The sequence below is a fragment of the Pseudonocardia sp. 2-7 genome (genome assembly GCF_056341085.1).
Genome location: NZ_CP094507.1, coordinates 1,131,553 through 1,148,486, shown reverse-complemented (window position 1 = coordinate 1,148,486; position 16,934 = coordinate 1,131,553). Strand labels below are relative to the sequence as shown.

Sequence of the window (16,934 nt, the reverse complement as noted above, 5' to 3'; positions counted from 1 at the left end):
GGACACACCGACGGCGAGGAGGCCGGCGTGGACACGTGGGACTGGATCCCGGAGACCCCCGCGACCTGGGACGACCGGAAGGGCCGGGTGCTCGACGGTCTCGACCCCGCGCTGTTCGGCCTCGGCCGTCCCGGCGACGGCGACCCGCTCGGCGACGAGTGGTGGCGCGTCGAGGACGCCGACGGCACGACCGTCGCCTACGGCCGGCTCGACGGCAGCTGGGGTGACGCCGAGATCCTGGTCCTCGTCGCCCCCGCGGCCCGGCACTCCGGCGTCGGCTCGTTCGTGCTGGAGCGGTTGGAGGCCGAGGCGGGCCGGCGGCGGCTGAACTACCTGTACAACGTCGTGCCGCACGGCCACCCCGACCCCGAGCCGGTGACCGCCTGGCTCACCGCGCGCGGCTTCGCCCGCAACGACGTCGGCGAGCTGCGCAAGCGGGTCCCGGCCGCGCTGGTGCAGAACCAGGGCTGAGCCGGCCGGGGCCACACCCGATACTCCACACTCTTCCGTCGTCACGTCATCTGGTTGTAGTCTTTGATGGCCGCAACGACGCGTGGAGGAGCGGAGTCCATGAGCAGTGCAGACCCGTCCGTCGACCCGGACGACGGAGACGTCCCGCGGGTGGACTTCGACCGCGACCCGTCGGGCTACCGGCACTGGCAGCTCGCGCTCGACCCGGACGACCCCACGGTCGCGTACGTGAAGCTCGACGTCGACGAGGCGGGCGGCCTCGTCCCCGGCTACGAGCTGAAGATGAACTCCTACGACCTCGGCGTCGACATCGAGCTCTACGACATCACCCAGCGGCTGCGGTTCACCCATCCTCGGGTCAGGGCCGTCGTGCTGACCAGCGCCAAGGACCGCAACTTCTGCGCGGGCGCGAACATCCGGATGCTCGCCGGGTCCTCGCACCCGTGGAAGGTGAACTTCTGCAAGTTCACCAACGAGACCCGCAACGGCATCGAGGACGCGACCGCGTACTCCGGCCAGACCTGGATCGCCGCCGTCAACGGCACGGCCGCCGGCGGCGGCTACGAGATGGCGCTGGCCTGCGAGCGGATCCTGCTGATCGACGACAACTCCTCCACCGTCGCGCTGCCCGAGGTCCCGCTGCTCGGCGTGCTGCCCGGCACCGGCGGCCTCACCCGCGTCACCGACAAGCGCCGCGTCCGCAAGGACCGCGCCGACGTGTTCGCCACGAGGTCCGAGGGCTTCGGCGGGAGGCAGGCCGTCGAGTGGAAGCTCGTCGACGAGGTGATCCCCAAGCGCCGCTGGGACGAGACGGTGGCCGAGCGGGCCGTCGAGGCCGCGGCGGCGTCGACGCGGCTGCCCGCGGACGACGGGATCGAGCTGCCCCCGCTGGAGCGCACCGAGACCGCCGACGGCATCACCTACCCGCACGTGCGCGCGGAGTTCGACCGTGACCGCGGCCTGGTGGAGATCACCGTCGACGGGCCCGGGGGCGGCGTCCCGGAGAGCATCGAGCGCGTGCACGCCCTCGGCGCGGACTTCTGGCCGCTGGCCATGACCCGCCAGCTCGACGACCTGATCCTGCGGCTGCGCAGCAACGAACCCGAGCTGGGCACCTGGGTGATCCGCACCCGGGGCGACGTCGAGGACGCGCTGGCCTTCGAGCGCGTCATCGAGCAGCACTCGGGCGACGACTGGCTGGTCAACGAGATCCGGCACTATTTCAAGCGCACGCTCAAGCGCCTGGACGTCACCAGCCGCAGCCTGATCGCGCTGGTCGAGCCGGGCTCCTGCTTCGCCGGTGCGCTGCTGGAGCTGGCCCTGGCGTGTGACCGCCAGTACATGCTCGACGGCACGATCGAGGGCGACGAGCAGGGCGACGAGGCCCAGATCATGCTCACGGCGTCGAACTTCGGCACCTTCCCGATGCCCAACGGGCCGTCCCGGCTCGCGAGCCGCTTCCACGGCGACGACGACCACGTCGCCACGCTCCGCAAGGAGGTGGGGCGCCGCCTCACCGCGGGCGAGGCGCTGGAGCTGGGCCTGGTCACCGACGCCCCGGACGACATCGACTGGGACGACGAGGTCCGCATCATGCTCGAGGAGCGGGCCTCGCTCTCGCCGGACGCGCTGACCGGGATGGAGGCCAACCACCGGTTCGTCGGGCCGGAGACGATGGAGAGCCGCATCTTCGGCCGGCTCACCGCCTGGCAGAACTGGATCTTCGTGCGCCCGAACGCCTCCGGGCCGGAGGGCGCACTGCGCAAGTACGGGACGGGCCGCAGGGCCGACTTCGACCGCAAGCGGGTGTGAGCCATGAGCATCGACTACTCCGAGAAGATCCCCAACAACGTCGACCTCGCCGGGGACCGCAAGCTGCAGCGCGCCCTGGAGTCCTGGCAGCCCAACTTCCTCACCTGGTGGAAGACGATGGGCCCGGCCGTCCCGACCCAGGACGTCTACCTGCGCACCGCCGTCGACGTCGGCAAGGAGGGCTGGGCGCAGTTCGGCCACGTCGCGATGGAGGAGTACCGCTGGGGCGTGTTCCTGGCCGAGCGCTCCGACGACCGCCGGATCGCCTTCGGCGAGAACCGCGGCGAGCCGGTCTGGCAGCAGGTGCCCGGCGAGTACCGCGCCGACCTGCAGCGCCTGATCGTCATCCAGGGCGACACCGAGCCGGCCTCGGTGGAGCAGCAGCGCCGCCTCGGCGAGACCGCCCCCAGCCTCTACGACCTGCGCAACCTCTTCCAGGTCAACGTCGAGGAGGGCCGCCACCTCTGGGCGATGGTGTACCTGCTGCACGCCTACTTCGGCCGCAACGGCCGCGAGGAGGCCGAGGCGCTGCTACAGCGCAACTCCGGCGACCTCGACAGCCCTCGCATCCTCGGCGCGTTCAACGAGGAGACCCCGGACTGGCTGTCGTTCTTCATGTTCACCTACTTCACCGACCGGGACGGCAAGTACCAGCTCGGCACGTTGAAGGAGTCCGCCTTCGACCCGCTCTCGCGCACCTGCGAGTTCATGTTGAAGGAGGAGGCCCACCACATGTTCGTGGGCACCACCGGTATCGACCGGGTGATCCAGCGGACCTGCGAGCTGATGCGCTCCCACGACACCGCCGACATCGCCCCGCACGGCGGCATCCCGCTGGACGTGATCCAGAAGTACATCAACTTCCACTACTCGGTCAGCCTCGACCTGTTCGGCTCCGAGCAGTCGACGAACGCGGCGAACTACTTCACCGCCGGGCTCAAGGGCCGCTGGCAGGAGGAGCGGCGTCGCGACGACCACGTGCTGACCGAGGACGGCTACGGCATGGAGCAGGTCCGCGACGGCGGCGTCGTCACCGACGAGGTCCCGGCCCTGCTGGCGCTGAACCTGGACCTGCGCAACGAGTACGTGAAGGACTGCCAGTCCGGGCTGAAGCGCTGGAACCGCATCCTGGAGAAGAACGGGTTCGACGACCGCGTCTACCTCCCGCACGTCGGGTTCAACCGGCAGGTCGGGCTGTTCTCCTCCCACGAGCTCACCCCGAAGGGCGACCTGATCTCCGCCGACGTGTGGGCGTCCCGCCAGGACGACTGGCTGCCGTCGGAGGCGGACCGGACGTTCGTGCAGAACCTGATGCGCCCGGTCTACGAGCCCGGGAGGATCGCGGGCTGGATCGCGCCGCCGTCGAACGGGATCAACGGCAAGCCCTTCGAGTACGAGTACGTCCACCTCGCCTGATCGTCCACAGCGGACCGTTCACCGAGAGTGGTCACCGTTCGCCGAACGGGTGACCGTTCGCCGCCCGTCGCGCTCGCGCGCCCCCGGATCGGGCCCGTTGACTGACCCCGTGATCACAGGACGGGGTGCGGCGGGCACACAACGCGACGGCGACACCGCCGACCGGGCCGACGACCGGGTCGGCGGCGCGGGTGTGGCCGCCCGGTTCGGCCGCGACGCCGCCGACGACGCGTCGCCCCCGGTGTTCGGCACAGCCCCGTGGGGCTACCGGCGGGCCGAGGTCGACGCCTGGGCGAGCTGGGTCGCCCGCCTCGTGGAACAGGGCCGCCGGGAGACCGTCCGGGCGGACAGCGCGGAGGCCACCCTGCAGGCGACCCTGCAACGCCTCGACGAGCTGGGACGACGGTACGACCCGGCCCCTGCGTCCCCGATCCCTCCGTCCCCGGCCGCCGCGTCCCCGGAGGCCGCGTCCCCGGAGGCCGCGTTCCCGGAGGCCGCGTTCCCCGAGGTCGCGGGTACGGGTTCACCGGACACGGGATCGAACGCTCCGGGCACCCCGGGCACCGGCGCCCCGGTCGCGCTGCCCCGGCGTCGGCCCGGTGCGGCGGGCGCCCCCCGCGGCGCCCGGCGGCGAGGAGGGGCAGCGCCTGCGGGTGGTCGAGACGACCCTCGGCGAGGTCATGGCCCTGCTGCAGCGCCTGGCGCCCTGACCCGTCCGACCGGACGCACACCGCGCGCCCTGCGGGCCTCCCGACCCGGGCTCCCGACGCGTCGTCAGCCGAAGTTCTCGACGTGCACGCGCCGCTCCGGCACCCCGGCGTCGAGCACGGTGCGCCGGACCATCGCGGTCCACCGGCCGGGCCCGCACACGTACACCTCGCGCACCGCGATGTCCGGGATCCGGGCCCGCAGCGCGGCGAGGTCGTCGGCCCGGCCCGCGTCGGCGCCCCACCACGACCCCGTCCCCCGGCGACGCCCCGGCGAGGCCACCACGTGCAGGTTCCGCTCCCGGGCGAGGCGGGTGAACTCCCGCGCGAACAGCGGCTCGCGGGTGAAGCGGTGCACCACCACGACGTCGGCGGACTCGTTGAGGAACTTCTCCGCCAGCGCCCGCAACGGGGTCATCCCGACGCCCGCGCCGATCAGCGCGACCCGCGGGCTGGTCCGGGTGCGCGGGGTGAGCCTGCCGTAGGGGCCCTCGATGTAGACCCGGGTGCCCTGCCGCAGGTTCGGGACGGCGGCGCTGCCGTCGCCGAGCTGCTTGACGGTGATCCGCAGCGAGCGGGCCGTCGGCGGTGCCGACAGCGAGTACGGGTTGCCCGCGGGCCAGCCACGCCCGGACCGGAACCGCCAGACGAAGAACTGCCCGGCCGAGGCGCCGAGCTCGCGCAGCCGGTCGCCGGTCATGTGCACCGACACGCTGCCGTCGCCCTCGGGCAGCACCGCGGCGACGGTGATCCGGTGGCGGCGCGACCGGAGCACCGGGACCGCGACCCGCCAGACCACGACGGCGAGCACCGCGGCGGACCACAGCCCCCACCAGAACACCGTCCGCGACGGCGAGGTGGTGAATTCCCGCCCCGCCCACAGCTGGTGCGGCAGCGCGAGGAACACCCCGGCGTAGCCCCACAGGTGCAGCAGGTGCCACCACTCGTAGCGCAGCCGGGTGCGGATCCACCGCGCGCTGGTCACGACGACGAGCACCACCAGGACGGTGCCGAGCGAGGCCGCGACCATCCCGGGCCGGGTCCACGTCAGCTGCCAGAACCCGGCGGGGACGCGGCCCGCACCGGCGGGGCCGTGCGCCCAGCTCGCGCAGCCGACGTGCGCCAGCATCCCGGCGAACGAGGCGATCCCGGTACCGCGGTGCAGTGCGATGAGATGCCGCTGGCCGAACGCGTGCTCCAGCAGTGGGATCCGGGCGGCGAGCAGCACCTGCCCGAGCAGCAGCAGCGACGCCAGCAGCCCGCAGAGCCGTCCGGTCTCGGCGACGGCCCCGGTGCCGCCCCCCAGCAGCCCGGTCGCGCCCCCGCCGTCGACCCACCAGGCGAGCACGAGCAGGACCGCGAGCGCGGCGAGGACGCCCGTGGCACGGCGGACCCGGCGGTCGGCGCGGGCGACGTCGCGCGCGGGGACCGGTGGGTCCGGCTTGAAGCGGCCACCGGGCACGCGCACGGTGGGGGCGAAGAGGGACGACACAGTGCCGCCATCCTCCCCGACCGGGTCACGGGGCGGTCCCGGGGACCCCGGCCCGGCGCGTCCGGACGACCGCCGGTCGCCACGGTCGGGTGGCCGCGGGCGCGCGGACCGACCCCGGCCGGACCCGGCGACGAGGATCGTCCGACGATGTCCGACCAGGTGCTCGCGTTGCTGCTGACCGTCGTCCTGTCCGTGCTCTCCGTCGTGCCGGCGGTGCTGGTCACGGTGTTCGCCGTGCGCCGGGTCCGGCGCGACCCGCGGCGGCTGGGCAACGCCTACTGGGTCCTGGCCGCCGCGCTGTCCGTCGGCTGGGTGGTCTCTCTCGCCGGCACGGGCGGGAACCCGGTGTTCGGCGCACTCGTGCTGCTCGTGGTCCTGTCACCGCTGCTGACGGTGCTGTTCGCGGTGTTCTGCATCCTCAACGGCGCGGTGATGCTGCGCCGCGAGCGTCCCTCGCTCGGCAACTCGCTGTCGCTGCTCACCGGGCTGGCGATCATCGGTCTGCTCGTCGCGGTCTGGCCGGTGCTGGCACTGGACTCGCTGTGGCTGCGGGTGCTGTGGCTGGCCTGCCTGCTCGGCGTGGGGTTCCTGGCGTTCCAGTTCGCGGCCTTCCTCGGCTACGCCCGGCTGTACCGGTGGCTGGTCCGCGACCGGCCCGCGGAGTGGGTCCTCGTGCTGGGCTCCGGGCTGCACGGCAGCGAGGTGCCGCCGCTGCTGGCGTCGCGGATCGCGACCGGCATGGACGAGCTGGCGCGGCGCGGGGCCCGGCGGCTGGTGCTCTCCGGCGGCAAGGGCGACGACGAGCGTCTCCCCGAGGGCGAGGCGATGGCCCGCTGGGCGGTGGCGCACGGCGCGGACCCGGCGACGGTGACCGCGGAGACGGCGTCGCGCACCACGGAGGAGAACCTGCGGTTCAGCGCGGCGCTGGTCGGCGAGGGCCCGGGGCTCGTCGTGACCAGCAACTACCACGCGTTCCGGGCGGCGCTGCTGGCGCGCCGGGTCGGCGTCGACGCCCAGGCCGTGGGGGCCCCGACCGCCGGCTACTACTGGCCCAGCGCGGTGCTGCGCGAGTTCGTCGCGGTGCTGCGCGAGTACCGGACGGCGAACGCGGTACTGCTGGCCCTGGTCGCCGTCCCGCTGCCGCTGGTGATCCTGCTCGTCGCGGGCTGAGCCCGGCTCACCCGCCCGCGGCCGCCGGGGACGGCGGCGGCAGCGGCGGGCACTGCCGGTCCGACCGGTCCCCACCGGTGCGCTTCGGCAGCGCGCCGGTGAGCAGGTAGTCGGCGACCGTGTCGTCGGTGCACGCGATCCCCGACAGCGACGACGAGTGGGTGTGCCCGCCGACGCCCTCGACCAGCGACGAGCCGGGGAAGGTCCGCCGGGCCTGGAGTGCGCCCTCGTAGGGGGTGGCGCCGTCGTAGGTCTCGGAGATCAGCAGCGGGCCGGTCCGCAGCGTCCCGGCGACCTTCGGTGCGGGCCCGGGCTTCACCGGCCAGTCCCGGCACGGCGCGTTGTACCAGGCGTTGCCCCAGGTCTCGAACGGCGCCTTCCGGTCGGTGGCGGTGTTGTCGCGCTTCCAGGTGGCCCAGTCGTGCGGGAACGGGGCGTCGGTGCACTGGGTGGCGAGGTAGACGGCGTAGTTGTTGTCGTCGGTGGGCGAGCCCGCCTGGTCGTAGGCGGCCTTGAGCTTCGCCGCGTCCTTCTTCGTGCCGGCGACGAACGCGTCGGCGACGGAGGTGTACTCCCCCACGTTGTAGCCGGCGCGCAGGAAGATGTCGGTCCACTCCGAGGACCCGATCCTCCCGCCGAGCGGGGCCTTCCGGAACTCCGCGGCGAGGTCGTAGAAGCGCTTCTCGACGGCGTCGCCGGTGTTACCGAGGTGGTAGGTGGCGTCGTTCTTGGCGACCCAGTCGAAGAAGGTCTCGATGTTGCGCTGGAACGCGACGTCCTGGTTCAGGTTGGCGCGGTACCACCAGTCACGGGGGTCGACGACGCCGTCGAGGACCATCCGGCGGACCTTGTCCGGGAACATCGTGGCGTAGACCTGGCCGAGCATCGTGCCGTAGGAGAAGCCGTAGTAGTTGATCTGCTTCGCGCCGAGCGCCTGGCGGATCAGGTCCATGTCACGGACGGTGTCCTCGGTGCGCAGGTGCGCGAGCAGCTCGCCGCCGGCCTTCCCGCAGGCCCGGGCGTAGGCCTTGGCCCGCGGCAGCCACGCCTTCTCGGCGCCGTTCTCCGGCCGGTAGTCCGGACGCGCGTAGCCGCCGTAGTCGGGGTCGCAGCTGAGCGCGGGCCGGCTGGTGCCGACGCCGCGCGGGTCGAAGCCGATCCAGTCGTAGGCGGCGCCGGCGTTCTTCGGGACGGCGGAGCCGAGCCGGGACAGGCCCAGCCCGGGGCCGCCCGGACCGCCGGGGTTGACCAGCACGACGCCCTGGTACTGCGCCTGCGGGACGGTGTGCCGGACGCGCGAGACCGCGATCTCGATCTTCTTGCCGGCGGGCTCCGCGTGGTCCAGCGGGACCTTCAGGAAACCGCACTCGGCCTTGGCCTGCTGCAGCGACGGGCTCGTGCACGGACCCCACGTGATGCCCTGTCCCGGCGGCGGCGCGGACGGGGCGGGCGCGGCCAGGGCCGGACCGGCCGTCCCGAGCGTCACCCCCACGGCGACGAGCAGCGTGATGATCGTCCTGCGCACCGGCTCCACCTCTCCGGACGCACGCGCCCGCCCCCCGACCGAGAGGCCGACCGTGCCACCGGCGACGCTGCGTCCACAATCGCCGCGCCCGACGGTAGCCCGAACGGATCAACGTGAAACGGACGTCTCAGCCGCGACCGCCACAACCCCCGACGAGCGCGCAGGTCGCGCACCGTGCGGACGGGACGAGCCCCTCGACGACGTCCGCGGCGGCCGCGGCCCCGCCGGCCCCGCGGGCGGTCGCCTTCTCCTCGGCGCAGCGGCGCGCGACCTCCTCCGACGAGGACACCCGCAGCACCGCCTCGCGCAGCGTCTCCGGGGTCACCGCGTCGGCGGGCAGGTGCTCGCCGACGCCGAGCGCGGCGATCCGGTCGGCGTTGCCGAACTGGTCCACCGCCTGCGGGACCGCGACCATCGGGACGCCGTGCCACAGCCCCTCGGTACAGCCGCCCATCCCGGCGTGGGTGACGAACGCCGACGCGTGCGCCAGCACCGCCAGCTGCGGCACCCACTCCCGGACGGTGACGTCGTCGGGGACCTCGCCGAGGTCGGCCGGGGTGACGTGCGGGCCGGTGGCGAGCACGGTCTGCCAGCCGGTGCCGGTCATGGCGTCGATGCAGGCCCGCCAGAACCGCGGCCGGTCGGTGTAGGCCGAGCCGAGCGACACCAGCAGCAGCGGGGCCGTCGGCTTGGGCCACAGCCCCTGGTGCGAGCGGTCGCCGATGACCGGGCCGACGAACGTGTAGCGGTCGCGGTCGACCCGGTCGAGCTCGGGCTGCATCGCCTCGGGGATCAGCGCCACCGAGCGGTCGGGGCGGCCGAGGAACTCCCGGCTCCCGACACCGGCGCCGACCTCGTCGAGCCAGGCGTCCAGCTCGGCGCGCCAGGCGAGCCCCTCGGGGGTCTCCAGGAACGCGAAGGCCTCGGCCATGTCGGTCTCGAAGCCGTCCCAGGCCACCATGTGCGGGGACAGCTCCACCCGCGGGATGCCCCGGACCCGGGAGAACGCGTGCCCGGCCCAGCCGCTGCCGTCGTAGCAGACGACGTCGGGGTGCTCGTACTGCAGCGCGTCGGCGATCTGGTCGTAGGCGGAGCGGGCCTCGGCGGAGAACAGCCGCATGGCCTCGATCCCGCCGTCGGGCCACTGCTCGCCCTTCGCCGGGTCGGGCAGGTCGGTGCGGATCCGCAGCGGCGTCGCCCCGGTCGCGGCGACGGCCTCGGCGAACCGCTCCGGGACCGGGTAGGTGACGCGGTGGCCGCGGGCGACCAGCTCGGCCATCACCGGCAGGTTCGGGTGGACGTGGCCGTGCGCGGCGGTGGTCGACATGAGGACGTGCACGACCCGAGTGTGCCTTGACCGGCCGGTCGCGCGCCGACGAGGATCACCGGAATGGCCCGGCTGCGCTGCGACGTCGTCGCCGACTCCCTCGGACTGGCCACCTCGGTCACGGTGCTGCTGCCCCAGCCGTCGCGGACCCGCATCGGCGCCGGGGTGCGCGACCTCGACGCCCCGCCACCGGTGCTCTACCTGCTGCACGGCCTGTCCGACGACGACACCGCCTGGACCCGCTACACCGCCGTCGAGCGGTACGCCGACGAGCTGGGGCTCGCCGTCGTCATGCCGCAGGTGCACCGCAGCTTCTACACCGACCAGGCCTACGGCGGCCGCTACCGCACGTGGGTGACCGAGGAGCTCCCGGCGCTGGTGGCGCGGTTCTTCCGAGTGTCGGCCGACCCGGCGGAGACGTTCGTGGCGGGACTGTCGATGGGCGGCTACGGCGCGCTGTCCTGGGCGCTGGCCGAGCCCGGCCGGTTCGCCGCCGCGGCGTCGCTGTCCGGGGCGCTCGACCTCGCCGCGCTGGCCGCGGGCCCGCCCCGCGAGGAGGACCCCCGGATCTGGGAACGGATCCTCGACGGCGCCCCGGTGGCCGGCACCGAGGCGGACCTGTCCACCCTGCTCGCCCGGCTCGACCCGGCCGCGGCGCCCGCGCTGTACGTGTGCGCCGGCACCGAGGACCCGCTGCACCCGCAGTCGGTGCGCTTCGCCGAGCTGGCCCGGGCCGCCGGGGTGTCCGTGAGCACCGCGTTCGGCCCCGGCGAGCACGAGTGGGGCTACTGGGACGCCCGGATCCGCGACGTCCTGGACTGGCTGCCGCTGCCCCGCTGACCCGTCCCGGACCGGGCGCTGCGCTCCCGTGGTCGGCGGCACGGTTCCGCGACGCTCGACGACCGGCACCCGCGTCGAGGAGCACGTTCGCGCCCTCCGCGGGGCGGGAACGTGCTCCTCGGTGTCAGCTGGGTGCGCGCACCAGGCGCACGGGCTCGCCCGTCGCGGGGTGCAGGAGCAGGGCGTCGCCCTCGGTCTCGACGTGGACGGCGTCGGAGACCCAGCGCGCGACGGGCACGTTCTCGCAGCCGATCATCGTGCTGAGGCCCGCCGTCGCCCGCAGGGCACCGCCGTCGCCGAGGGTCCACTCACCGCTCTGGCCGGTGCAGCCGTCCGAGCCGGTCCAGGTGCCGTCCGGGGCGAACTCGGCGAACGCCCGGCCCTGCGCGGTGCCGTCGGCGGGCAGCCAGCGGACACCGGTGAGGTCGGCGGCCGTGGCCGCGTGCGGGCCGGTGGTGCCCGCACCGGCGGCCGTGGTGCCGCCGGTGCCGCATCCGGCCAGCAGGAGCGCGGCGAGGGCGGCGAGGGCAACCGTCCGGATCGTCACGTCCCAGGTGTACCGGATCGGGGCCCCCGACCGCTCCCGTGGTGCGGCACCACCGGGCGGATCAGCTCCCGGGCTCGTCGTCACGGTGCGCGGCACCGATCTCGAAGGCGGGCAGGCAGACGGCCACGTACTCCGCGCCGTCCGGGCCGGGTGAGCTGTAGCGCACCCACTCCCCCGGCGCGGTGTGCACGGCCTGCCCGGCGGCGACGTCGAGCTCCCCGCCGTCGAACTCGACCCGCAGTGCGCCGCGCAGGACCAGGGTGTACTCGTCGAACTCCGGGGTCTGGCCGGGCTCGGCCCAGCCCGACGGGCTGCGCATGTGGGCGACCGAGACCCGGCCGTCGCCGGAGTTCACCCGCCCGACGTACTCGTCGATGGTCTTCGGCGGGGTCCCGGCGGCGGTGACCCGGCTGGCGTTCTCGATCAGCTTCGGCACGGCACCATCCTGCCGCCTCAGCGCGCGGCGGGCGGCCGGGGTGCGGGCAGCGCCGGTGCGGGGCGCCCGTCCACCGGCTCGGCGGGGAACGGTCCGCCGTGCGCGGACAGGTCGATGCACACCGACCGGGCGGGCGGCAGGACGAGCACCGTCTGGTCGGCACCGGGCCGCATCGGGTGCCGGTGGTGCGCGGCGACCCAGCTGCGGTTGCGCCAGTGCCCCTCGACCCGGACCACGCCGACCACCTCCCGCGGTGTCCCCGCGGGACGACCACGACGGTACCCCGCGCGGTCCGTCCACCGGGAATACCCTGGGGGGGGTATATGCGCTGCAGCGGGCGTCCACGACGCCGGGAGGTAGACGATGCACGACGAGCCACGGGCGGCCTCCGCCCCGCGGGAGCACGGGACGCACCCCGGCGGCGCCCCCGGGACCCACGGCGGCCACGCCGGACACGGGCACGCGGGCCACGCGGCGGTGTTCCGGGACCGGTTCGTCGTCGCGCTGGTGCTCGCCGTCCCCGTCGTCGGGTTCAGCGCGATGACCGGGATGCTGCTCGGGTACTCGCCCCCGGCGTGGTCGGCGTGGATCCCCCCGGTGCTCGGCACCGTGATCCTCTTCTGGCCGGGGTGGCCGTTCCTGTCCGGCGCCGTCGCCGAGATCCGGGCGCGCCGGCCCGGGATGATGCTGCTCATCGGCATGGCCGTGGGCGTCGCGTGGGTGGCGAGCATGCTGAGCTCGCTCGGCGTCGGCGGGCTGGACTTCTGGTGGGAGCTGGCGCTGCTGGTCGTGATCATGCTGCTCGGGCACTGGCTCGAGATGCGTGCGCTCGGGCAGGCGTCCGGGGCCCTCGACGCGCTGGCCGCGCTGCTGCCCGACACCGCCGAGCGGGTCGGCGCCGACGGCACGGTCGGCACGGTCGCACCGGCCGACCTGACCGTCGGCGACGTCGTGCTGGTCCGGTCGGGCGCCCGGGTGCCCGCCGACGGCACGGTCGTCGACGGTGCCGCCGAGGTGGACGAGTCGATGATCACCGGCGAGTCCCGGCCGGTCCCGCGCGGCACCGGCGACCGGGTGGTGGCGGGCACCGTCGCCACCGACTCGGCGCTGCGGGTCCGGGTCGACGCCGTCGGCGAGGACACGGCGCTGTCGGGCATCCGCCGCCTGGTGGAGAACGCGCAGGGCTCACGCTCCCGGGCCCAGGCACTCGCCGACCGCGCGGCGGCGCTGCTGTTCTGGTTCGCCGCGGGTGCCGGGGTGGCGACCTTCGCCGCATGGACGCTGCTCGGCGACACCGCGCAGGCGGTCACCCGCACCGTCACCGTGCTCGTGATCGCCTGCCCGCACGCGCTCGGGCTGGCGATCCCGCTGGTCATCGCGATCTCCACGGCCCGCGCGGCACGCTCCGGGGTGCTGGTCACGGACCGGCTCGCGCTGGAGCGCACCCGCACCGTCGACACCGTGCTGTTCGACAAGACCGGCACGCTCACCACCGGCAGCCCGCGGGTCGTCGGGACCGCGGGCGCTGCGGACACCCTGGCCCTGGCCGCCGCCGTCGAGGCCGACAGCGAGCACCCGCTGGCCCGCGCCGTCGTCGCCGCGGCGGACGGGCGGGCCGTCCCGGCCGCACACGGGTTCCGCTCGCACACCGGACGCGGGGTGTCCGCCACCGTCGACGGGCGGCCGGTCGCCGTCGGGGGTCCGGCGCTGCTGCGCGGGCGTGGTCTCGACGTGCCCGCCGAGCTGACCGGCGACGTGCACCGGTGGAGCGACGACGGCGCCACCGTGCTGTACGTGGTGGCCGGTGCGGACCCCGGCGAGGTGGTGGGCGCGCTCGCCCTCGCCGACGCGGTCCGCCCGGAGTCCCGGGCCGCGGTGGACGCCCTGCACGCCCGCGGCGTACGGGTCGTGATGCTCACCGGTGACGCGCGCCCAGTGGCCGAGGCGGTCGCCCGCGACCTGGGCGTCGACGAGGTCGTCGCCGAGGTGCTGCCCGAGGGCAAGGACGAGGCGGTGGCCCGGCTCCAGGACCGCGGCGCGGTCGTCGCGATGGTCGGCGACGGCGTGAACGACGCCCCGGCGCTGGCCCGGGCCGACGTCGGGATCGCGATCGGGGCCGGCACCGACGTCGCGGTCGCCTCGGCCGGGGTGGTCCTGGCCTCGTCCGACCCGCGCGGGGTGCTGTCGGTGATCGCGCTGTCCCGTGCCGGGTACCGGAAGATGCTGCAGAACCTGTGGTGGGCGGCCGGCTACAACCTGGTCTCGGTGCCGCTCGCGGCCGGGGTGCTCGCCCCGGTCGGGTTCGTGCTCCCGCCCGCGGTCGGCGCCCTGCTGATGAGCCTGTCCACGGTCGTCGTCGCGCTCAACGCGCAGCTGCTGCGCCGGGTGGAGCTGCGCCCGGACCGGCTCGTCAGCTGACCCGGGGTGGCGCCGTCGTCGCCCGGACCACCAGCCGGGTCGGGACCTCGACATCACCGGGGACGCCGCCGGGGACATCGCCAGAGACACTGCCGCCCAGCGCGGCGAGCAGCGCCCGGGCGGCGAGCTCGCCCTGGCGGCGGACCGGCTGGGCGACCGTGGTGAGCTCGGCGACGGCGGCCGAGTCGTGGTCGTCGAACCCGACCACCGACACCTGGCCCGGCACCGCCACGCCGGCACGGCGCAGGGTGCGCAGCACACCGACGGCGAGTTCGTCGGACATCGCGAACACCGCGGTCGGCATCACCGGGAGGGAGAGCAGCTGGGCGGCCGCGGCGTCGCCGTCGGCCACCCCGGCCCCGGTGGCGACGACCGGGCCGCGGGGCCGCCCGGCCTCGGCGTGCGCGTCGGCCCAGCCGTCGCGCCGGTCGGTGGTCGTGGCGCGGCCGTTGGCCTCGTCGGGGTCGAACGACACCAGCGCGACGCCGCGGTGCCCGAGTCCGAGCAGGTGCCGGACGGCGGTGCGGGCTCCGGCGCGGTCGTCGATGCCGATCCGCGGCCGTCCCGGCATGTCCCCGCCGAGCACGACGACCGGGATCTCCAGCGCGTCCAGCGCCGCGGCCTCGGTGGTGTCGATCGCCGAGGCGACGACGATCAGCCCGTCGGCGCGCCCGCGCACCGGCAGCGTCGCGAAGAAGTGCGCCCGCGCGTCCGGGTCACCGAGGTTGTGGAGCTGGGTGACGTGCCCGGCCGCGGACAGCACGCCCTCCACCCCGGCGACGGCCTCGGCGAAGAACCAGCGGGTCGGGAAGCGGGCGAGCACGGCGACCGTCAGCGGCCGGACGGGGACGGAGTAGCCGAGGGAGGCCGCCGCCCGGCGGACGCGTTCGCGGGTGTCGTGCGAGACGGGGGTGCCCTCGCGCAGGGCGCGCGACACCGTCGCCGGGGAGACCCCGGCGAGCTCGGCGACCCGCCGGACACCCGCCCGGCGTACGACCTCGTGCACCGGCTCGTCCGTCACGGGGGTCATCGTGCCCGCGCCTCGACAGCGGTTGCAACCGGATGAAACACTCTGCAACACCGCCCCGCCCCACGATCCGTACCCGGGAGCATCATGTCCGTGCACGAGCAGGACTGGTGGCGCAACGCCGTCGTCTACCAGGTCTACATCCGCAGCTTCGCCGACGGGAACGGCGACGGGACCGGTGACCTCGCCGGTCTGCGCAGCAGGCTCGACCATCTCGCCCGCCTGGGCGTCGACGCGATCTGGATCAACCCCTGGTACCCGTCGCCGCTGGCCGACGGCGGCTACGACGTGGCCGACTACCGCGCGATCAACCCGATGTTCGGCGACACCGCGCAGGCCGAGGCCCTGATCGCCGAGGCCCACGCACGCGACATCCGGGTGCTGCTCGACATCGTCCCGAACCACCACTCCGACGAGCACGTATGGTTCCGGCAGGCACTGGCCGCGGGCCCCGGCTCGCCCGAGCGCGAGCGCTACCTCTTCCGCGACGGCCACGGCGAGCACGGTGAGCTCCCGCCGAACAACTGGGAGTCGATGTTCGGCGGGCCCGCGTGGGAGCGGGTCGTGTCCCCCGACGGGACGCCGGAGCAGTGGTACCTGCACCTGTTCGACATCCGGCAGCCGGACGTGAACTGGGAGCACCCGGAGGTCCGCGCCGACTTCGAGGAGACCCTGCGCTTCTGGTTCGACCGGGGCGTGGACGGGTTCCGGGTCGACGTCGCGAACTCCATGGTGAAGGAGCCCGGGCTGCCCGACGTCGTCGAGGGCGTCAACGACGCCCAGGACGGCGGCCACCCCTACCTCGACCGCGACGGCGTCCACGACATCTTCCGGTCGTGGCGCCGGATCGGCGACACCTACGACCCGCCGCGGGTGTTCGTCGCCGAGGCCTGGGTGCCGGACCCGCAGCGCCTGGCCCGCTACCTGCGCCCGGACGAGCTGCAGACCGCGTTCAGCTTCAACTTCCTCACCGCCGCCTGGCTGGCCGAGGACCTGCGCGCCAACATCGACGACGCGATCGCCGAGAACACCCGGGTCGGCGCACCGGCGACCTGGGTGCTGTCCAACCACGACGTCTGCCGGCACCCGAGCCGACTGGCCCGCAAGCCCGAGGCCGGGCGCGGCTGGAACCTCGACGACGTGATCGCCCTGCCCGCCGACCCCGAGCTCGGCCTGCGCCGGGCCCGCGCGGCGACGCTGCTGATGCTCGCGCTGCCCGGTACCGCGTACCTGTACCAGGGCGAGGAGCTCGGGCTGCCCGAGGTCGAGGACATCCCGACCGACCGGCTCGACGACCCGACCTGGGAGCTGTCCGGGCACACGCTGCGCGGCCGCGACGGCTGCCGCGTCCCGCTGCCCTGGGCCGCGGGCGAGCCCGGCTTCGGGTTCGGCCCGTCCGGGACGCCGTGGCTGCCGCAGCCGGAGGTGTTCGCCCGGCACGCGGCCGACGTGCAGGAGGCCGACCCGGACTCGGTGCTGCACCTCTACCGGGACGCCCTGGCGATCCGCCGCGCGCACCCCGCACTCGGCGGCGGCGCGCTGACCTGGCAGGAGTCGCCGGAGGGCACGCTGGCACTGGCCCGCACCTCGGACTCCGGCGACGGCGGCTTCACCTGCCTGGTGAACGTCTCCTCGGCGCCGGTGTCGCTGCCCGAGGACGCCGAGGTGATGCTGTCCAGCGGCCCGCTCACCGCCCGCGGCGAGGTCCCCGCCGACACCGCGGTGTGGCTGCGCCACTGACCGGCA

Annotated in this window: 14 protein-coding genes; 7 read left to right on the top strand and 7 right to left on the bottom strand. The window is 74.7% G+C overall.

The window, feature by feature from the left end; all coding sequences use genetic code 11:
* The first annotated feature begins 27 nt into the window (after positions 1-27).
* From MTO91_RS05850 to boxB, 3 genes are all read left to right on the top strand, one after another.
* Positions 28-471, top strand: a complete 444-nt coding sequence (locus tag MTO91_RS05850) for a GNAT family N-acetyltransferase (protein WP_405418972.1) — start codon at positions 28-30, stop codon at positions 469-471.
* A gap of 99 nt (positions 472-570) precedes the next feature.
* Entirely contained in the window at positions 571-2,283 is a 1,713-nt protein-coding gene (gene boxC, locus MTO91_RS05845) for a 2,3-epoxybenzoyl-CoA dihydrolase (RefSeq protein ID WP_476653982.1), read from the top strand.
* 3 nt (positions 2,284-2,286) lie between these two features.
* Positions 2,287-3,699: a benzoyl-CoA 2,3-epoxidase subunit BoxB gene (gene boxB / locus MTO91_RS05840; RefSeq protein WP_251785535.1), complete on the top strand. Its 1,413-nt coding sequence runs from the start codon at positions 2,287-2,289 to the stop codon at positions 3,697-3,699.
* 774 nt (positions 3,700-4,473) lie between these two features.
* Here the strand turns inward: boxB and MTO91_RS05835 are convergent.
* Positions 4,474-5,898 carry a ferredoxin reductase family protein gene (locus MTO91_RS05835; RefSeq protein WP_405418977.1) on the bottom strand — a complete coding sequence of 475 codons (1,425 nt, stop codon included), beginning with the start codon at positions 5,896-5,898 and terminating at the stop codon, positions 4,474-4,476.
* A gap of 147 nt (positions 5,899-6,045) precedes the next feature.
* Here MTO91_RS05835 and MTO91_RS05830 point away from each other — a divergent pair, with 147 nt between their 5' ends.
* Positions 6,046-7,068, top strand: coding sequence for a YdcF family protein (locus MTO91_RS05830; protein WP_346106937.1), 1,023 nt, complete (start codon positions 6,046-6,048; stop codon positions 7,066-7,068).
* 7 nt (positions 7,069-7,075) lie between these two features.
* On the opposite strand, the gene MTO91_RS05825 is transcribed toward MTO91_RS05830, so the two are convergent.
* On the bottom strand, positions 7,076-8,593 hold the full coding sequence (locus tag MTO91_RS05825; RefSeq protein WP_476653981.1) for an alpha/beta hydrolase: 1,518 nt from the start codon (positions 8,591-8,593) through the stop codon (positions 7,076-7,078).
* 127 nt (positions 8,594-8,720) lie between these two features.
* Positions 8,721-9,932 carry a macrolide family glycosyltransferase gene (locus tag MTO91_RS05820; RefSeq protein ID WP_476653980.1) on the bottom strand — a complete coding sequence of 404 codons (1,212 nt, stop codon included), beginning with the start codon at positions 9,930-9,932 and terminating at the stop codon, positions 8,721-8,723.
* 51 nt (positions 9,933-9,983) lie between these two features.
* Between MTO91_RS05820 and MTO91_RS05815 the strand changes: the two genes are divergently transcribed.
* On the top strand, positions 9,984-10,760 hold the full coding sequence (locus MTO91_RS05815; RefSeq protein WP_073576200.1) for an alpha/beta hydrolase: 777 nt from the start codon (positions 9,984-9,986) through the stop codon (positions 10,758-10,760).
* 124 nt (positions 10,761-10,884) lie between these two features.
* On the opposite strand, the gene MTO91_RS05810 is transcribed toward MTO91_RS05815, so the two are convergent.
* From MTO91_RS05810 to MTO91_RS05800, 3 genes are all read right to left on the bottom strand, one after another.
* The gene (locus MTO91_RS05810; RefSeq protein ID WP_476653979.1) at positions 10,885-11,307 is read right to left on the bottom strand and encodes an META domain-containing protein; all 423 of its coding nucleotides are present in this window, start codon (positions 11,305-11,307) and stop codon (positions 10,885-10,887) included.
* Positions 11,308-11,368: 61 nt separating this feature from the next.
* Positions 11,369-11,743: a cupin domain-containing protein gene (locus tag MTO91_RS05805; protein ID WP_062400727.1), complete on the bottom strand. Its 375-nt coding sequence runs from the start codon at positions 11,741-11,743 to the stop codon at positions 11,369-11,371.
* A 17-nt stretch (positions 11,744-11,760) separates the two neighbouring features.
* A complete protein-coding gene (locus tag MTO91_RS05800; RefSeq protein WP_179760915.1) occupies positions 11,761-11,979 on the bottom strand; it encodes a hypothetical protein in 219 nt (72 codons plus the stop codon).
* 127 nt (positions 11,980-12,106) lie between these two features.
* On the opposite strand from MTO91_RS05800, the gene MTO91_RS05795 reads away from it, so the two are divergent.
* On the top strand, positions 12,107-14,161 hold the full coding sequence (locus MTO91_RS05795) for a copper-translocating P-type ATPase (RefSeq protein WP_476653978.1): 2,055 nt from the start codon (positions 12,107-12,109) through the stop codon (positions 14,159-14,161).
* Here the strand turns inward: MTO91_RS05795 and MTO91_RS05790 are convergent.
* The gene (locus MTO91_RS05790) at positions 14,154-15,182 is read right to left on the bottom strand and encodes a LacI family DNA-binding transcriptional regulator (RefSeq protein ID WP_476653977.1); all 1,029 of its coding nucleotides are present in this window, start codon (positions 15,180-15,182) and stop codon (positions 14,154-14,156) included. The genes MTO91_RS05795 and MTO91_RS05790 overlap by 8 nt on opposite strands.
* Before the next feature lie 93 nt (positions 15,183-15,275).
* Here MTO91_RS05790 and MTO91_RS05785 point away from each other — a divergent pair, with 93 nt between their 5' ends.
* Positions 15,276-16,928 (top strand): glycoside hydrolase family 13 protein, encoded by a 1,653-nt coding sequence (locus MTO91_RS05785; RefSeq protein ID WP_476653976.1) that lies wholly within the window; start codon positions 15,276-15,278, stop codon positions 16,926-16,928.
* Positions 16,929-16,934 lie beyond the last annotated feature (6 nt).

Bases quoted from the DNA above. Each gene is read 5' to 3' on its own strand.
- boxB (WP_251785535.1), top strand. From the start codon at position 2,287: ATGAGCATCGACTACTCCGAGAAGATCCCCAACAACGTCGACCTCGCC.
- MTO91_RS05785 (WP_476653976.1), top strand. From the start codon at position 15,276: ATGTCCGTGCACGAGCAGGACTGGTGGCGCAACGCCGTCGTCTACCAG.
- MTO91_RS05830 (WP_346106937.1), top strand. From the start codon at position 6,046: ATGTCCGACCAGGTGCTCGCGTTGCTGCTGACCGTCGTCCTGTCCGTG.
- MTO91_RS05795 (WP_476653978.1), top strand. From the start codon at position 12,107: ATGCACGACGAGCCACGGGCGGCCTCCGCCCCGCGGGAGCACGGGACG.
- MTO91_RS05815 (WP_073576200.1), top strand. From the start codon at position 9,984: ATGGCCCGGCTGCGCTGCGACGTCGTCGCCGACTCCCTCGGACTGGCC.
- boxC (WP_476653982.1), top strand. From the start codon at position 571: ATGAGCAGTGCAGACCCGTCCGTCGACCCGGACGACGGAGACGTCCCG.